Annotated in this window: 14 protein-coding genes; 4 read left to right on the forward strand and 10 right to left on the reverse strand. The window is 35.6% G+C overall.

From position 1 onward, the window contains the following. Positions 1-3: 3 nt before the first annotated feature. The 6 genes from luxE to luxC all read right to left on the reverse strand — a co-directional run bounded on the left by luxE (position 4) and on the right by luxC (position 6,436). The gene (gene luxE / locus BTO21_RS15880; RefSeq protein ID WP_045028333.1) at positions 4-1,125 is read right to left on the reverse strand and encodes a long-chain-fatty-acid--protein ligase LuxE; all 1,122 of its coding nucleotides are present in this window, start codon (positions 1,123-1,125) and stop codon (positions 4-6) included. An 83-nt stretch (positions 1,126-1,208) separates the two neighbouring features. Next, positions 1,209-1,904, reverse strand: a complete 696-nt coding sequence (locus tag BTO21_RS15885; protein WP_045028332.1) for an LLM class oxidoreductase — start codon at positions 1,902-1,904, stop codon at positions 1,209-1,211. A gap of 22 nt (positions 1,905-1,926) precedes the next feature. Continuing rightward, positions 1,927-2,913, reverse strand: coding sequence for a luciferase subunit beta (luxB, locus tag BTO21_RS15890; protein ID WP_045028330.1), 987 nt, complete (start codon positions 2,911-2,913; stop codon positions 1,927-1,929). Between the two features lie 42 nt (positions 2,914-2,955). Next, positions 2,956-4,029 (reverse strand): luciferase subunit alpha, encoded by a 1,074-nt coding sequence (luxA, locus tag BTO21_RS15895; protein WP_045028328.1) that lies wholly within the window; start codon positions 4,027-4,029, stop codon positions 2,956-2,958. 37 nt (positions 4,030-4,066) lie between these two features. Further along, positions 4,067-4,987 (reverse strand): activated long-chain acyl hydrolase LuxD, encoded by a 921-nt coding sequence (gene luxD / locus BTO21_RS15900; protein ID WP_045028325.1) that lies wholly within the window; start codon positions 4,985-4,987, stop codon positions 4,067-4,069. Between the two features lie 12 nt (positions 4,988-4,999). Then, on the reverse strand, positions 5,000-6,436 hold the full coding sequence (gene luxC / locus BTO21_RS15905) for a long-chain-fatty-acyl-CoA reductase LuxC (RefSeq protein WP_045028323.1): 1,437 nt from the start codon (positions 6,434-6,436) through the stop codon (positions 5,000-5,002). 621 nt (positions 6,437-7,057) lie between these two features. Between luxC and BTO21_RS15910 the strand changes: the two genes are divergently transcribed. Together BTO21_RS15910 and putP are read left to right on the forward strand one after the other, a co-directional pair. After that, complete coding sequence (locus tag BTO21_RS15910) at positions 7,058-7,618, forward strand: hypothetical protein (protein ID WP_105026910.1); 561 nt, start codon at positions 7,058-7,060, stop codon at positions 7,616-7,618. Between the two features lie 1,056 nt (positions 7,619-8,674). Further along, a complete protein-coding gene (gene putP, locus BTO21_RS15915) occupies positions 8,675-10,162 on the forward strand; it encodes a sodium/proline symporter PutP (protein ID WP_045028320.1) in 1,488 nt (495 codons plus the stop codon). A gap of 110 nt (positions 10,163-10,272) precedes the next feature. On the opposite strand, the gene BTO21_RS15920 is transcribed toward putP, so the two are convergent. Beyond that, the gene (locus BTO21_RS15920; protein ID WP_045028363.1) at positions 10,273-10,644 is read right to left on the reverse strand and encodes a hypothetical protein; all 372 of its coding nucleotides are present in this window, start codon (positions 10,642-10,644) and stop codon (positions 10,273-10,275) included. Between the two features lie 517 nt (positions 10,645-11,161). On the opposite strand from BTO21_RS15920, the gene cspE reads away from it, so the two are divergent. Then, the gene (cspE, locus tag BTO21_RS15925; RefSeq protein WP_045028318.1) at positions 11,162-11,374 is read left to right on the forward strand and encodes a transcription antiterminator/RNA stability regulator CspE; all 213 of its coding nucleotides are present in this window, start codon (positions 11,162-11,164) and stop codon (positions 11,372-11,374) included. A 162-nt stretch (positions 11,375-11,536) separates the two neighbouring features. On the opposite strand, the gene BTO21_RS15930 is transcribed toward cspE, so the two are convergent. The 3 genes from BTO21_RS15930 to BTO21_RS15940 all read right to left on the reverse strand — a co-directional run bounded on the left by BTO21_RS15930 (position 11,537) and on the right by BTO21_RS15940 (position 15,889). After that, positions 11,537-13,912, reverse strand: coding sequence for a Lon protease family protein (locus BTO21_RS15930; RefSeq protein WP_045028316.1), 2,376 nt, complete (start codon positions 13,910-13,912; stop codon positions 11,537-11,539). A 236-nt stretch (positions 13,913-14,148) separates the two neighbouring features. Then, positions 14,149-15,030, reverse strand: a complete 882-nt coding sequence (locus tag BTO21_RS15935) for a 6-carboxytetrahydropterin synthase (protein WP_045028315.1) — start codon at positions 15,028-15,030, stop codon at positions 14,149-14,151. Between the two features lie 172 nt (positions 15,031-15,202). Continuing rightward, on the reverse strand, positions 15,203-15,889 hold the full coding sequence (locus BTO21_RS15940) for an outer membrane beta-barrel protein (RefSeq protein ID WP_045028313.1): 687 nt from the start codon (positions 15,887-15,889) through the stop codon (positions 15,203-15,205). A 292-nt stretch (positions 15,890-16,181) separates the two neighbouring features. Here BTO21_RS15940 and BTO21_RS15945 point away from each other — a divergent pair, with 292 nt between their 5' ends. Continuing rightward, positions 16,182-17,663: a C69 family dipeptidase gene (locus BTO21_RS15945; protein WP_045028311.1), complete on the forward strand. Its 1,482-nt coding sequence runs from the start codon at positions 16,182-16,184 to the stop codon at positions 17,661-17,663. Positions 17,664-17,699: the final 36 nt, after the last annotated feature.

A 17,699-nucleotide genomic window follows, 5' to 3' on the forward strand; every position in this document is an offset into this window, starting at 1 on the left:
GATCTATTTTAAACCTGATGACATTGATAATGAACACCCTTTTTGTTCTCTGGTATTCAAACGGCGGACGATATCAATCGTAGTACCTTGGAGTGGATCTGGCGCTTTAATAGTATGAATAATACCGATATCATCAGTAACGATAAATGTTGGGTAACTCGTTGATGATGCATCCATATAACTAATAAGACCCTCTTGACCATCTTCAACAGGTTTTAGTGTCACAGGATCAAGTGCACGTGCATAAACCCATGGCGGAACATGCTTACGCTGACGATTATCTTCAAAGAAACAGGTATTTAATTCAACTTGATTAAATGTATCTCGAATCTGACTTTCATGTGCTAAGTGGAAGGTATCCATCAATAGTTGATTAAAATCTTGACGGTTTAGCGCTTGTTTTTGCTTAGTTTTCCAACCACCACCAGTAATAATAAAGATTCGATTACCAGCATTAAACTCAATATCATTCTCTTTCATGTACTGGCATAATAAGTAAATAAAATATGGAGGACCAATGAGACAAATGCCTTTACCTTTATTATAGATTTCTTTTAAACTTTTAATGGTAAGTTCAAAATCTATTTCATCATTATTCACCGTAAATGTGGTTGGATATAATAATTCAACAAGACTCATTACATACTTAAACCAAACATTTTTAGCATTAAAACGATCGGGCCCCATATTAACAAGCTCTAACTGATTTTCATGAAATGAGCCAAGATATTTCATTCCATAATTTACAGAACCCAGTAAACGTTCAATACTTACACGATCACGAGCAATATAACTTTTTACACCACTAGTACCACTACTTGTAAACCAGTCTTCAATGTTAGACTCATCTGCTGTACATATTTTTGCATACTTAAACATTGAAGTCGGAAAAACAGGGATATCGTCAAGTGATGAAATATTTCCGTCAACCCCCTGAGCATTACAGAAAAACTTATAATCTTCATTATTGTTATAATGATAACGAAATGATTCTAATATTAATTTATGCTTTATTCTTTCTTGTTCATCATAAGTAATATCAAGAGGTGAGGATGTAAAAATAATATCGTCGATCTCTGAACTTACAATAATATCTTTTTCGCAAGTATCTAATATAATAGTCATGTTTAATCCTATTTAAGATATAATTAAATATAATGGCAGAACTTTAAATTAGCACTGCCATTATAAGCGGCAATGATTGTAGATTAGATTAGATTGTTATCTTGGCGAAACTTAATAACTTGATTATTAAGTTCTATCATTACTGATTTTTTCTTATTTTTATCTTGCATTGACTCAAAGCAAAGTAAGAAGTCCACAGTATTATTAAATTTACCAGCAAGATTCGCTACATATGACAAACAATCGTTATAACACCCTGTCACATTACTCTGAATAATACTATCAATCGAGCCATTAAAATTACTAGGTTGTGTACATGCTACATAGTTTTCAAAATATAATTTTAGCTCTTCTTTTGCTACAGCTTCTGCCTCATTAACATTGACATGTAACATAAGCTGGTGTCGAACCGAATCTATATTCTGATTATATTTACTTGCGGATGTATTATAGGAACTCAATAATTTAAGTCGTTCCTCGTTTGTATCATCCCATTTAAAAACTAGCGGTAATGCATATTTTGCTGCGCTATCAACTGTGTTTTCACTGGTAGCAAGCACATATAATTTAGACCCTAGTGCAATAAAAGGCGCTAACTTATTATCTTCACTATCTTTCTTTACAAGATAGTGATCATTAATATTAACCACATCATAAATAGATGTATCTTCATCAATAATGCGTAATGTTTCTAACGCATTATTCATCATTTTTGATGACTCTTGTTCGCCTTTACTATAAAAGTTAACGAAGAAAATTCCGTAATTCCATTTATTCATAATAACACCGCCACCTTTATGTTTACGAGCTTGGTAAATTCTTTTGAATTTTCTCATTGACCATATTAATCACGTTTACAACATCATCATGATTTTTCATTGATTCAAAAGAAAGTAATACATTTTTTGAACCTGTACGCTCTAACGCATTTAATGTTGATTCATAGTAATCATTATCAGTACCAATCGCATGTTGGCTAATAAGTTCAGCCATTTTTTGTTGCTGATTTAGATGCGGATATACCTCGGCAATATAACTTGCTAAATAGGTTGTTGCTTCTTGATGAGCAACATCACGATCATGATTTAAATTTACAAGCAGTGGGAACTGATGCTCGACATTAGAAACGTCAATATTATGATTTGCTGCAACGTCTAAATAACGCTTATAAAGAATCTCTTTATCTTCAAGGCTATCGCTCCAACGATATGTCAGTGGCAGCGCTTTTTTAGCCGCCCACTCAACAACACTCACACTAGAAGCTAAAATATATTGCTTCATATTCTCTTTACTCAGGCAATGAGGATTAATTGAGATGCGAGGGAAGTTATAAAAATCATTATTCGCTTGGCAATAATTGGTTGTGATTGCTTCATTAATGATCTCATAACAAGCTTCAAATTGTAGCTGCTGTGAATCACGCTGACGTTTAAAGAAATCCATCTCAAAATCATTAATACAATCACTTAAACCTAGAATAAAACGACTATCTGACATTTGGTCAAGTAAACTTGCTTCTTCTGCAATACGAACCGGGTGATGAGTTGTAATAACTTGATTTAAAGAACCAATGTGTAAACGTTCAGTTAACCCTAATAGGAAGCTCGCAGCAGTGATCGGGGCACCGACAATACCATTTTTAGAAAAATGGTGCTCATTGACTAAAATAGTTGTAAAGTTTTTATAATCTTTATCAACCAGAGACACCATATTGATCATATTATCTAAAACAGTTTCTGACGATGTGTTTTCAGGCTGAAAGTTGAGGAAGAATAATCCAAAATTCATGTTATATTCCTTATATTATTTATTAACGTTAATCTAAGTGATTTATTTTGGATCTTTTAAGAATGGTGCAACTTGTGTCATGAAACGTTTCATAGAGGCAATGATTTCTTCCTCTGAACCATTCGCTTCAAAACCAAGGGTAATATTAGTAATACCTGTTGCATCAATATCACGTTGAATAATTTCAATACATTTTTCAGGTGTACCGACAGGGTTTAAATCGTGGCTATAGTCAACTCGACGTTTCGTATTAGTATGTCCCTGAAGAACGAAATCTTTCCATTGACCTTTATGATAATCATAACCACGAGTCTGGTTACTTTCACTAAAGATATTGGTCGCATTTACGTATGAGTCATACCAATTTCCCAAAAACTCACGGCATACATCTTCAGCTTTTTTAGCATCTTCATCTACAGAACAGATGAGGGTCATACTGTGATCAACGTTTTTAATATACTCTTCACTGTAACCACTATCTCTAGCAACAGCATTATAGAGTTCCATTTGAGCTTTCTTTTCACTGGTTGTAATAATCCAGCTAAGCACCATCGGTAAACCACGCTCAGCAAGCCAAGTCGTTGTTACTGCTGATTCCGCAGTCATACATGTTGGAATTTTATCTAAATACGCCTCTGGATAAACGTTAACATCTGGGAACTCGATGTTTTTCCCATCAGTATGAAGTGTACCCGTTTTTGTGCCATCCATAATCATGGTATGAAAATCTTCAGTAATGGCACGAGAATCTTCCATTGTTACACCAAAGACGCGAAAATCTTTATGGTACAAGCCACGTACAACACCAAAATTAAAACGACCTTTTGACATTTGATCTAAAAGTAGTAAGTCTTCCATTTGACGCGCAGGGTGAGCAGTAGGAAGTACAATTCCCATTGTGCCAACATGTAATTTTGTGGTTCGACCAAGTAAGTTAGCACAAGCAACAAAAAGGTTACCTGTTAGACCAAATTCAGTAAAATGATGCTCTAGAGTCCAGTAAGTATTAAAATTTAGCTCTTCTGATGCAACACCTAAACGAACAAAGCGATCCATGACTTGTTTATGTGACTCACCTGGGGGCTGATATGAGAAACAAATATTTCCAAATTTCATAATATATTCCTTTGGTTGGTTTATGTATCAGTTGTAATTAAACTAATGACTTACTTTTTATTGTGTTTTTCAAGCGGCGTTCATTTACTGTAGCAATTGTAAGAGCTTCAAATTGTGGCTCAACAATCTCACTCGCTAACCCTAATAAATTACTATCTAATGCAATCGCAGCTTTCGTAATTGATTGATAGAAATTTCTTAGCACTATTAGATTTTCACCTAAATCATGTGATGAACCTATTAAAGAGTAAATCTTGGTTTTATCTGAATTAATATTATTCATTAATTCTTCAACTTCGTGCTGTTGTACCCAACTGTCATCATTGGCGACAAAAGCGATAAAAGGGAAATTTAAATTCTTCGTTTTATTTATAGTTGAATCTAATGTATCCCAGTTATTTTCAAAGCAATCTGTAACAAATACTTTTGAACCTAAATTATATCCATCAAAATTTAGATCTTCTGGTATTTCATCAATTTCCATCTTCAAGTAATCATATTTAAGTGCTTGTTCAAGAGTGTTTCGTAAATTAACCACACCAACGGCGGTAATTAAAAAAGACAAATTAACATCAGCAACAATATCATAAGCAATTCGAGCAGAAAGGCTTGATGCAATTAAACCAATTTGATCAATACCATGCTCTGATTTCAACCAATCAATAACGGTTAATAAACTTTTCTTGCCGACTGACATTGAGAACTGATCAATTTCACCGCTACTTAATCCAACATGATTAAGTGAATCATACCGAATAACATGAAATCCATTGGTCGATAAATATTCTGCTAAACCTGCAAAATGGTCCATTCTTCGAGCAAAACCAGAAGCAATAACAATAGTATTATTTCTTTTATCACCTTGATTTTTAGGGATTGTTTCCCAAACACGTATATATTGGTCATTATCAACTTTTATAACATGATCAATTGGCACAGAATTGTTTTCACTTTTCATATTAATTCCTTTTTATGGTACAAAGACTAAAAACTTATCTTCTTCTAGGTAACGTGTTTGTTCGATTTTTACTGCCACATCTTTGGTTGTATATGTAGAAGGTCTTTCATGTGAAATATATTTAACTAAACGTTGAAGAGGCCTCATACCATCATGCGCACCACCGACACGGAAGATATTATTCATCCCAGATTCAACAATACGCTCTGCACCATGAGAGGCTAGAACATCTCTATATTTAAATGATGACTCCCAAGGAGTAACAGTTACAGTTTGAGTAATTCTGTTTTCTATATAAGGCGTTATTTCTGATATATCCGAGACGTGATGAATATATGTAGATCTAGCTAATGGTTGATTACCAAAAGATCCTAGCGGTGATTTAACCAATAACCAAGATTGATTATCACCTTTTTCAACTTTATATTTTGCGAATTGACACTCTTTTTCAATTAATGAAAATGATGCCTTTTCATCAAATGTTTGATCGCCTTTTGGTAATATCTCCATATATATATCTAATTGTTCTACAAGCTCATCAAAAAACGCATCAATGTTATCGCCTATATAATAGATATCTTGGGTTGAAAAACAGGCCTGCTGATCATAAAAACAAATATCATGAGCGACGCCAATAGCAGAAGCTGTAATATCTACAGGATCATCAACAATCGCAATACTTTTCTTCGGCCCAAATTTTAATATGTCGACGTTTACTGGTGTATGTTCTGTTGCCCATTTAATTGCATCATGTCCACCCCAACTAACAACAACATCAGCACAATTCATAATTTGTTGTGGGATTACAATATCTTCGCTATGAGACCAATACATTACCGACATTGAACGACTAATTGGATGGTGCTCATCTGTATCAATAAAACTTGAAGCTAATGCTATTGCCGTAAATGGATCAGCCGATGATGTTTTAATGATACATTCATTTTTAGTCAAAATTGCTCTAATAATAGAAGTAACACCAGATAGAGGCACATTACCTGCTAACAAATGAACGGATTTTCCTTTTGACATAGCCTTGACATAACAATCCCCCTGAGGTAACCATTCATCTACAATATGACGAGAACCTAAATCTGTTTCAACAATATCGTATAAGGCACTTTTTGAACTCAAGATCATTGAGATCCAGTTGGCTTCTAGTTTGGCCATTTCAGAAGAATATCCGAGAAATCTTATCAAATCTCGAATATAGGTGAGTCGACGAGAATAATTCTCACTTTTCCATTTTTGGCCAACAGTGTATAAGAAGTTTACTATCTGATTGATATTTAAGTTATTTTCAACGTTTTGTGATTTAATCGCCTCAACATCATCTTGATTTATGATAGGTATACTAACTTTATAGCTATTGAGTGTGAGCTCACGATATTCATGTTCTGAAGTATCCCTCTCTGCGCCACCAATAATCATTGGGATTTTCTTTATCATACAATCTCCTTAAATTACCCTGCTGCACATACCCAGCAAGCATACAAACCTGCTTCATAAGCATGTACATAGCCTAGCTAATTTTTATTGGGCATGTAAGGTTAATATGTAAAGTATTCACGCATTATTAATTTTATGAGGTAAATATCACACTTTTAGCATCTAACTTTGTTATTTATTAATTTATAACTATTTTTAAACATCTAAAAATATAAAACAGGAGCATTTTATTACATATAATATTAGAAGTTTAGATTTCAAGTAAAATAATAAATATTACAATGAAAATTGGTCAACAAGTAAATTTGGACATTATAAATAGATAAAAAATCAATAATACATAAAAATCAGTATAAATATAAAACAGTAATCATTAAGTATACATTTTCTTATAAATCATCTTCTTATCAAGCATAGACTGTAATTAAAAACATCAATTTAAATATAAATATTTAAATGAAACAAACAAAAACAGAACTTAAAAATCAATAATTTATTTATTAAAAACAGATTTAAAATCAAAAAACATTATTTACTGTTGAATTTTATTTTTTTACCACTAGACTAATTAAAAAATGAATAACTTCATTTAAATAATATTACCTACAGAAGGAGATTATTATGTTCAAAGGTATAGTTCAGGGAACTGGAATTATTAAAAAAATATCAAAAAATGATGAGACCCAAAGGCACGGTATTATCTTTCCAAAAAACGTCTTGGATTTAGTTGAAAAAAACACTGTAATGCTCTTAAATGGATGCTCCGTAACTGTTGTACGCATTACTGGTGATGTCGTTTATTTTGATATAGATCAAGCACTTAATACAACAACATTTGATTCGTTAGACGTTGGTAACCATGTAAATTTAGAAATACATCCAAAATTTGGCGTAACCGTTGGGAGAGGAGGCTTAACTGGAAAAATAAAAGGTGTTGCTATTGTTGAAGATATTATTGAAGAAGGAAATTTTCTTAAAGTTTATATTAATATACCAAAAACTTTAACAGAAAACATTTCAGAAAGAGATGACATTGGAATTAATGGGATGTCTAGTTATATTGAAGAAATTTCAGGTGATATTATTTGCATTAGTTATAATAAAGATTTATTTAATACTACCAACCTTAATACTTTAACAAAAAACTCCCCAGTCAACGTTGAAATATTAAATGAATGGTAATAAAAATAATGTATAGATAGCAATACATCTCATGTATAAACACGAGTTAACTTAACGCTACTCGTGTTTATTATCATATAAAAACCCACTATATAAACCACCACTTATATTATGTATCATCTACCACTCTCTATATTTTTATTGTCATAAATAACACTGACATATACATTAAAACAAGAAATAATATATAAAACTCTATCTATACTTATATATACAACATAATAAATACCAGACTTCGCATTAAATTTATTTATTATATAAATATCATCACTATTAGTCACAAAAATAGTCTTTTTTTATAATCACAACCAATATCCCTAAAAATTAAAAGGAATAAGCTTAAGCATTTCAGGACAAATTCATATGACATCGCATTGCTACATGCTACATGCTACATGCTACATGCTACATGCTACATGCTAATAGTGGTGGACTATAAATAGATGTATGAGCAAAATATCTAGCCTCAAATTTTCGATTAATGACACTATCAAAATATTGGCAGTAGCGATATTATGCATCAATATCAAGGACAAGCACTGAACAAAAAATTATCCTACTGTTGGTAATCTGCATCATTAACTATTCGTTTTATTTTAAAGTAGCTAACAGTATTTTATTTACCTCTATATTAGAAAAAAGTCTAATTCATATAAAAATAAATCATAACCAAGGTAAATAATTACTCTCTCCTCCCCCTTATAATATATATATAAACACAGCTAAAACTTAATAATTACGTTCAAAAAACTCATATTATCGAATAGTTATTAATTACAAACAAAGATTTCATACTAAAATAAACATCCAATCCATCAAAATAAAATATTGATTGCAAAACAACAGAATTAAAATAAGCTACTGATTTAAATCAATTAAATAAAAACAGGCATTCAGCAGCAACTTAATAAATCAATAATTAAATAACAAAAAATACTACGTATAACAAATACTCATTAATCTTTAATTTGCATAGCTAACCTATTTTATGTATTTTTAATAGCCATAAATAATTTCTTAGTTAAAAGCTACTGTTCAGACAATAAGGGAGATTCAATGTCTACTTACTATATCGTGTTAGCGATTTATTTTTGTATAATATTCGCTATCGGCATAGTCGCAGCGAGAAAAACCGAAGGAAATTCAGATTATGTTCTTGGAGGACGAAGTTTAAGCCCCGGTGTTACCGCACTTGGTGCTGGCGCTTCAGATATGAGTGGTTGGTTATTACTAGGCTTACCTGGCGCTGTCTTTGTTTCAGGCTTAGATCAAATCTGGCTACCGATTGGTTTAACTATTGGTGCTTATTTAAACTGGCATTTTGTCGCAAGAAAACTGCGTATTTATACTGAGAATGTCGGAGATGCATTAACAATCCCCTCTTATTTTTATGCCCGATTTGGAAGTGGTAATCGCACCCTCAGATTAATGACTGCATTAGTTATCCTTATTTTCTTTACACTTTATGCTGCTGCTGGTTTTGTGAGTGGTGCTTTCTTAATTCAAACCTTATTCCATATTCCTTATACACAAGCGGTATGGATCGGTGCCATCTTTTTAATGGTTTATACCTCTATTGGTGGATTCTTAGCGGTAAACTGGGTCGATTTCTTTCAAGGTTCATTGATGTTCTTTGCACTCTTAATTACGCCAATAGTAACGTGGTACAACCTCGCTCCCAACATTGACCAAAGTGTATTACCGATCCATTATTTTTCTGTTATTAGTGACAACACCAGCACGATTGGCGTGCTGTCATTACTTGCTTGGGGACTGGGTTATTTTGGTCAACCACATATCCTCGTACGTTTTATGGCGATTGGTGATGTAAAAGGGATGAATGTCGCTCGTAAAATTTGTATGAGCTGGATGGTGGTTTCTTTAGTCGGTGCATTTGCTGTCGGTATTACTGGTGCAATGTACTACTCAGGAGCAAATCATAACTTCGATAATGAGATGATCTTTTTAGAGTTGGCAAAAGGCTTATTCCCTACCTGGATTGCAGCGATACTAATAGCGGCAGTTCTCTCTGCTGTCATGAGCTCAGTTGCGGCACAATTATTAGCATCATCAAGTGCATTAACAGAAGATGTGGCCCATTTCTTTGATATCAAACTCACTGAGAAATCCCAAGTTCTTCTTGGCCGTTTAGCCGTTGTGGTGGTGTCATTAGTAGCAATGATTTTTGCCAGCAACCCACAAAGTACGATTTTATCTATTGTAGGACACGCTTGGGCGGGTATGGGCGCAGCATTTGGACCCGTCGTTTTATTCTCATTGTTCTGGCGTCGTTGCAGTGCGCATGGTGCTATCGCCTGTATGATTGTCGGTGCCGCCGTTGTACTTGGTTGGATTGCCGCTCATTCAGCATGGCCAAATTCAACCCTCTTTAGCCTCTATGAAATCATTCCAGCCTTCTTACTGGCCTCAATTACATTAGTTGTGGTTAGCTTAAAAGGCGAACAACCGAATGAAAAAACATTACATCATTTTGATGAGGTGAATGAGCACTGTAAAAAACTACATCTACAGCAACAAAAATAAACCATAATCGTTAAACGTTACGGATAAACAAAACCCGCATGGCACTCTTATCATAAGAGAACCAATGCGGGTTTTTTATCATCTGTCATTATTTACAGCATTTACAGCGATTAAATTTCTTTCATCGCTGATACTACTGATGGATCATTAATCAAGTTAAATAATAAACTCTTAGCAGCCGTTCTCTGAGCATCAGACAATACTTTCTTAGGGTTTTCTCTTGATTGAATCAGGATATTTGTGATGAATTTACTATTGGTTCCCGATAATTCATAGACAAATCGAAGCGTATCAAGCAACTCATTTTGCGGCAAGCTGTAAACCGCCATCTCACAACTAAGACCATCCATCGCCAGAAAGTTATTCACGATAGCTTTACGCTCAGCCTTAAATATTTCTTTCGCTTTAAATCCGTCAATAAGTGCCTGTACTCTATCAGCGATAGCAACAGGTACTTCCATTGTTTTAGTTTCATGAGTCATTATTGCTTCCCCTGTTTTATTCATCTATTTGATTAATATGTTGTTACATACCACTTAATCACGAACGACGATTACACTTACACCGTCAATTTAGCATTTTGTTTTAATCATAAGCTAAATTACATATTAAGTACTCTAGCATAATAATGTCCCCCAATGCGCTAGATTATGTATACAATGAAGAAAAATCACCAGTCATGGCCGAACATCATTTAAATTCAATAATATCAACACGTTAAACTTTAATTTTTAATGAAAAACCCTCATTTTGTGTTGTTCTTTTCAAAAAGCATACAAAAATATGTGTACATCAGCAGCATAACTGTTATTATCCGTCTCGCTCTGTTGTTTAAGAGTTATTAAATGCAACACCAAGTAAAAGTTAAACTAAAGTTACATTGACGTTTTCGTTTTGTGTCTCTGTGTTTCCCTTGTATTGGCAGTATCATTAATAATTTAACCACGTAGCACATCGCATTTTAGCGGTTAATTAATCTCAACTAATAAGGGACATCACATGTCTAATCAAACAACTGGTCTAGTAAAATGGTTTAACGAAGAGAAAGGTTTTGGTTTTATTACTCAAGACAACGGCGGTGCTGACGTATTCGTTCACTTCCGTGCTATCGCTTCTGAAGGTTTCAAAACTCTTGCTGAAGGCCAAAAAGTGTCTTTTGAAGTAGAGCAAGGCCAAAAAGGTCTTCAAGCTGCAAACGTTGTAGCTATCTAATTTATCATTCTTTGATAAGTTAAGAAAAATGCTGGCTTAGGCTGGCATTTTTTATGTCTGTAATTTAGTAAAAGAACGAAAAAAGCCAACTATCAAATAGTCAGCTTAAATATCATCACTTCGACAACACTATTCTAATGTTTATACAATTCACATCCGTTGTTACCGACGTAACGCATTAAGTTTACTTTGGACTAAACCAAATACCGTATCTGATGGATAAAATCCTTGATCTGCCTCTATGCCCACAGGGTTCCCCGTAAATATTTCAATCGCCTGTGATACATGGCTAATCGCCCAAATTTGGAACTCACCTTTTGAAACAGCTTCAACAATATCTTTACGTAACATTAAATTGTGCACGTTAGACTCAGGTATAATCACGCCTTGCCCTGCCGTTCTACCTTTAATGCCACACACATCAAAGAAGCCTTCAATTTTCTGATTTACGCCACCGATCGGCTGCGCTTCACCAAACTGGTTCATTGAACCTGTAATCGCAATATCTTGTCGTAGTGGTAAACCAGAAAAAGCTGAAATAATTGCACAGACTTCTGCCATTGACGCACTATCACCATCAATACCTCCATACGATTGCTCAAAAGTAAGATGCGTGGTTAACGGTATGGTTGCAGTCTTACCAAACACAGACGCTAGATAAGCAGATAAAATCATCACCCCTTTTGAGTGAATATTACCGCCTAGCTCAGCACTACGTTCAATATCAAACACTTCACCACTACCATAAGCGGTGGTGGCCGTAATACGGCTTGGTGCACCAAACTGATAATCAGAGGTTGCGATCACTGACAGTGCATTCACTTGTCCAACAGCATGGGAATGAACATCAAGTAAAGTAGTACCCGTCACAAAACTTTGCATCACATGATCTTTTAAACGGCTCACCCGTAGCTCTTGATTTAGCATCGCTTGTTCAACATGACTACAGCGGATCATAGTGGCATTAGACGCACGCGCGACATAATTAGTTTCACGTAATAAATTGGCAATATCCGCTGAGTGTAGCGACAATTTATTTTGATCATCAGCTTGGCGTGAACTGTATTCAATAATTCGCGCTATTGCTTTACGATCACAATGGAGCATATCGTTATCATGCACAATACTGGCAATAAACCGAGCATATTGTTCTTCTGATATATCAGTGCGTGGCATATCATCTTCAAAATCAGCAGTAACACGGAACAATTCTTTAAATTCCGGATCATAGTGTTGCAGTAACTGATAGGTTTGATAATCACCAAATAAAATGATTTTTACATTTAATGGAATCGCTTCTGGCTCTAGGGAAATAGTGCCTGAAAGAGTAACTTCTCGCTCAAGTGAGCTTAAATTGAGCTTTTGGGCGCGTAAAGCACGTTTTAATCCATCCCACACATAGGGACGTTCAAGTACTTTTACAGCATCCATCATCAATACCCCACCATTAGCACGATGAAGACTACCCGCTCGAATTAAAGAAAAATCGGTAAACACGGTGCCTTTATAGGTCGCGTTTTCAACATAACCAAAAATAGAATGGTAGCTTGGGCTTTCTTCAACTTCGATAGGAAACTTACAAGTATCAGATTGATGTACCAATACGTTCACTTGGTAACGGCGCGGCATTTTTTTATCTAATGACGCATACGCAAGTGCGACTTGTTCTTCATTTTCCTCAAGGAAGATATCAATATTGTCTAAAATATCCGCATACATATCGGTTAAATAGGCTTTTACATCAACCACTTTTTTATATTTCAGTTGAAGATCTTTAATGCAATGACCAACAACTTCTTGAGCAATATTTTCATCAAGCTTTTGCTGCTTGTCTGAATATTGTTCTTCCCATTCAGTGAGTTTACGTACAATGCCTCGAAGCTCAACTTCCAGCGCATTAATGGTATTCTCAAATACCTGTTGATCATTAGCAGACAAGGCAGCAAAACTATCTTCACTGTGCGGCTCTTCACCATTCATTGCCACTAACTGATAATCACCTTGAGTTGTGATTGAGACACTAATACCACGCTCTTCAGCACTTTTCGTTAACGTCTTTAATGTTGTTTCTTGTTTTGTGGCTAACTCTGATTTTAATTTTTCAGCGCGTGAATAATAAAGCTCATTATCAAACGCCAATGGAAACGCTTTAACTAACCGTTTCATTAGATTTTCAATGTCTTTTTTAAAACCACTTCCTTCTCCCACCGGGAGTTTTAGCACTTTCGGACAGCGCGTATCGCCAAAGTTCGACACATAACACCAATCATACAATGTATGACTATTACCATTAGTCTCGTGGCGGTTTAAATAACGCATCACCATGGTACGTTTACCTAGGCCATTACGGCCAATGGCATAAATATTATAGCCTTTTTCTTTTATCGACATCGCAAACTCAACCGCATGTTGAGCGCGTTCTTGTCCTACTATTTCATCTAATGGTGTAAGGTGCTTAGTTGACTTACACGCATCACTCAATCCGTTTAGGGCTGCAGTACGATACAGCTTGTCACTGGTTAGAGGCGCTAAAGGCATAATCGATCCCTCTTGTTTATGACACTTATATTAAGTCTACGCACAAATAACTGACTATTAAGTGATATAACTAGATTTAGTGCGAAATCTCTCATTATTGCTGTTTTTTTGATGAAAATTTAACCACAAAAAAAGCCCAACCTGATATTATTCCTAAAAATAAATACCACATTGAGCTTATTTTTTATCGCTTAATCAGTTATAAAAGCGGAAAGTTAACCTTTAACCTTTAACCTTTAACCTAAGGTAACCATCGCACCTTTACCTACACCTTCGTAAGCAAAAACATCTAAACTATCAGTCGCCGCTAATTGTGGTTTTATTTGATCCGCAATATAAGAAGCTAATAATTCTACCGTTGTATCGGTAGCTAAAATCTCAGTCACTGATTTTGTGATCGCTAATTCAAACTCGCCTTGTGGGGCGGTATAACGAAAACCGTAATGGGTTTCATCATTAATATTTGCCGCTGCCGCACTTAAATTTAATTCACCGACACTGATCACATCTTCTTGTGAGCCTAAGTAAATATCCTCCCAACGATGTGCCCATTGCTGCTCTAATTCAGCATTGCGTTGACCATTAACCACTAACTCAATCGGTGAGCGGTGTCCGTGCGCGATACGCTGACAATTACCATCATGTTTTTTCAAACCATGGCTGTAATGATAAAACGCGCCATCAATGTTTTCATGGCGTAAGGTTATTTCTAGCCCTTGTACATTGGCAGGTAAATTACCAAGCAGCACTTGCTCTACATGTTTAGTGACACTTTCAACAGTGATAGCTTCTGCATCAATAAAACAAAATGCTTGTTCTGGGCTGTGTAAGTGGATTGCATGTTGATCACTGACTAAATCAACTGTCATATATTCCGCTTTAGTGGTAGCGGTTTGAATAGCCGTTGATGCTGTCGGAATCAATAACCGGTGATCAACATATTGATCAACAAGTTGTTTAATTTGTTTTTTTACGCGGCTGAAATCAAGCACCATGCTCATTTCATTCAACTCACCCGACATCACCACATCAAGAATCCAACTCTCACCCACCATTCCCCGTTGTGGGCACAAGTAAGATGCGTCAATTACAGTGAGATCTCTAACGAATAGCTTCAAGGTGAAGTCCTTTATTGATAATGGTTGTCGTTTACTAGGGGGATGCATTATACGCGGCTAAACGGGTGAGTAAACCTTCAGTTTTCTCACCGTCTAAGAAAATGGCTCAACGTGGCAATTGCACCCATTAATTATAATGCTAGCCACCTTGATACATGATTGAAACATAACCCTAGAAACGGTAATTCAGTGATACATATCCCGTCGAAATACTTTTTATTTGTGAGGCAACTTTATTTGATGACCATGGTTTAACATCTTCACCTTGTGTCGCAGTATGTCGTAACCCAATTTCAGCCGAAATATGATTGGAAATGCGCCAAGCGACACCTGCCTGAATACCAAGTACTTCACCTGACTGACTATTTGAACCATACCCCTCGCCTTTAGTGTCAGATATCATGTAACCTAAATGCGCACCAATAAACGGATTGATGGTTTTACCTGCACGGAAAATATAATCGGCATTTAATAAATGTAACGTCACATCTGTTTCAATCGCCTTAGCGCCATCTAAATCAGACTGAGCACTCATTTTTTGCCAGCTGTAATAAATACGTCCTGCACCACCAGCGGTATAAAAACCCAGATCAGCCCCTACAAATCCTGCCGCATCAGGCGATGAAAAATGATTGCTCAATGTGTTGTTATTGCCATTAACGGTACCGGCTGTCATGCTGATATCACTGCTTCCTCCCGTAACACCAACAAAATAATGGGTACTATCATCAAATTTAATTAACGGTGCCGCAAGAGTGCTATCACTCACAGGTTGTAATACTAAAGATTCAGCGGCTTGTGCAGAATTTGATAATAATAGCGCGGTAAACGCACTGATAATGACGGTTTTATTGTTCATGGTTTAGCTTAATCCTTTCGTTGCTATAAAGTGGCATTATATCACTGATATTTATTGTGAATTTTTCTTATGAAGAATACTTCAATAATGCATCAGTCCTGAGTCATAACGGCCATAAAATCACCGACTACAGGATAGATTCGTTCATGTTATTATTAATAAAAACCCAATAAGGAATAAAACTGAAAAATAATTATACCTATTATAGATATATAAAAGTGACATTCCTCACAAAACGACGTTAATTTTCCCCGTATAACTAGTTACTTATCTCATCAACTAATTAAAAAAAATGAAAAAAATAACCTTTTTAGCATCAGCGGTAACAGCAGCATTAACCGCAGTAATTGCTTTACCTGCAAGTGCTTGTACAACCATTCTAGTCGGTAATCAAGCAACAACGGATGGCTCTTATATTATTGCTCGTAATGAAGATTACCAAGCAACCAATGCTAAACATTTTGTCTTTCATCCTGCAGAAAAAATGCAGCAAAGTGACTTCCATGGTAACGCAAATAATTTCAGTTACCCAGCCGCTAAAGACGCATTGCAATACACTTCAATGTCTGATTTTGATACTCATAATAAAAGCATGGGCGAAGTAGGCTTTAACTCTGCGGGCGTAGGCATGTCGGCAACCGAAACTATCTATAATGGTGCAAAAGCACTAAAAGCCGATCCGTATGTAACTAAAACGGGTATTGGTGAAGATGCCATTGAAAATGTGATTTTACCGCGTATTCACTCTGCAAAAGAAGGCGTAGAGTTACTTGGTAAAATCATTGAAACTCAAGGTGCGGCAGAAGGTTTTGGGGTTGCATTTGTTGATAATACCGGTATTTGGTATTTAGAAAGTGGCAGCGGTCACCAATGGATGGCAGAGAAAATCCCTGCGGATAAATACTTTGTTTCAGCAAACCAAGGTCGATTAAGCACTTACTTACCGAATAACCCTAATTATATGGCATCGCCAACGTTAGTAAGCTTTGCCGAACAACACGGTTTATACAAAGCTGAAGCAGGTAAACCTTTCAACTTCCATGCTGCTTACTCACAAGATACACCTAACGACGTAACGTATAACTATCCACGCGTGTGGACGTTACAGCATATGTATACTCAAGGTTTAACCACCAAGATCGACCAAGGGACCACTTTCCCTGTTTTCTTAAAACCAACCAGAAAACTTAGCGTTGCCGATGTTGAACAAGGCTTGCGTAATCATTACCAAGGCACATCACACGACCCTTATGCAACCCAAAACCCGAAAGAAGCTTACCGCCCTATTTCAGTATTCCGCACTCAAGAGTCACACGTATTACAAGTGCGTCCTAATTTACCAACTGCGATTGGTGATGTGGAATATATCTCATACGGCATGAGTGCTCTCGGGGTTTACTTACCTTATTACCAAGGTATGACGGAAGTACCGCATGCATTAACCATTGGTACTAATAAAGCAGACAGTGCATCGGCTAATTGGGCATTCCGTAAAGTGCAAACATTGGCAATGACAAATTGGAAAGTATTCTCTCCAATCGTACAAACGGCTTACCATAAGTTTGAAGTACAGACTGCATCTAAACAACGGGAACTTGAAAAGAATTACCTTAAAATTTACAAGCGCCAGCCTAAAAAAGCACAGGCGTTGATCAATGATTTTGAGAAGACTACCGTTGCAGATGCATTAGCATTGGCAGACCAATTAACCAATACCTTATTCACTAAAATGACTTATACCACAGATATGACGTATCATTTTGAAGGCGCATAAGGTTTATTGCTAATTAACCGTAATTAATCATCTGTT

Origin of the sequence: Photobacterium phosphoreum, from assembly GCF_002954725.1 — a bacterium.
GTDB classification, from domain to species: domain Bacteria; phylum Pseudomonadota; class Gammaproteobacteria; order Enterobacterales; family Vibrionaceae; genus Photobacterium; species Photobacterium phosphoreum.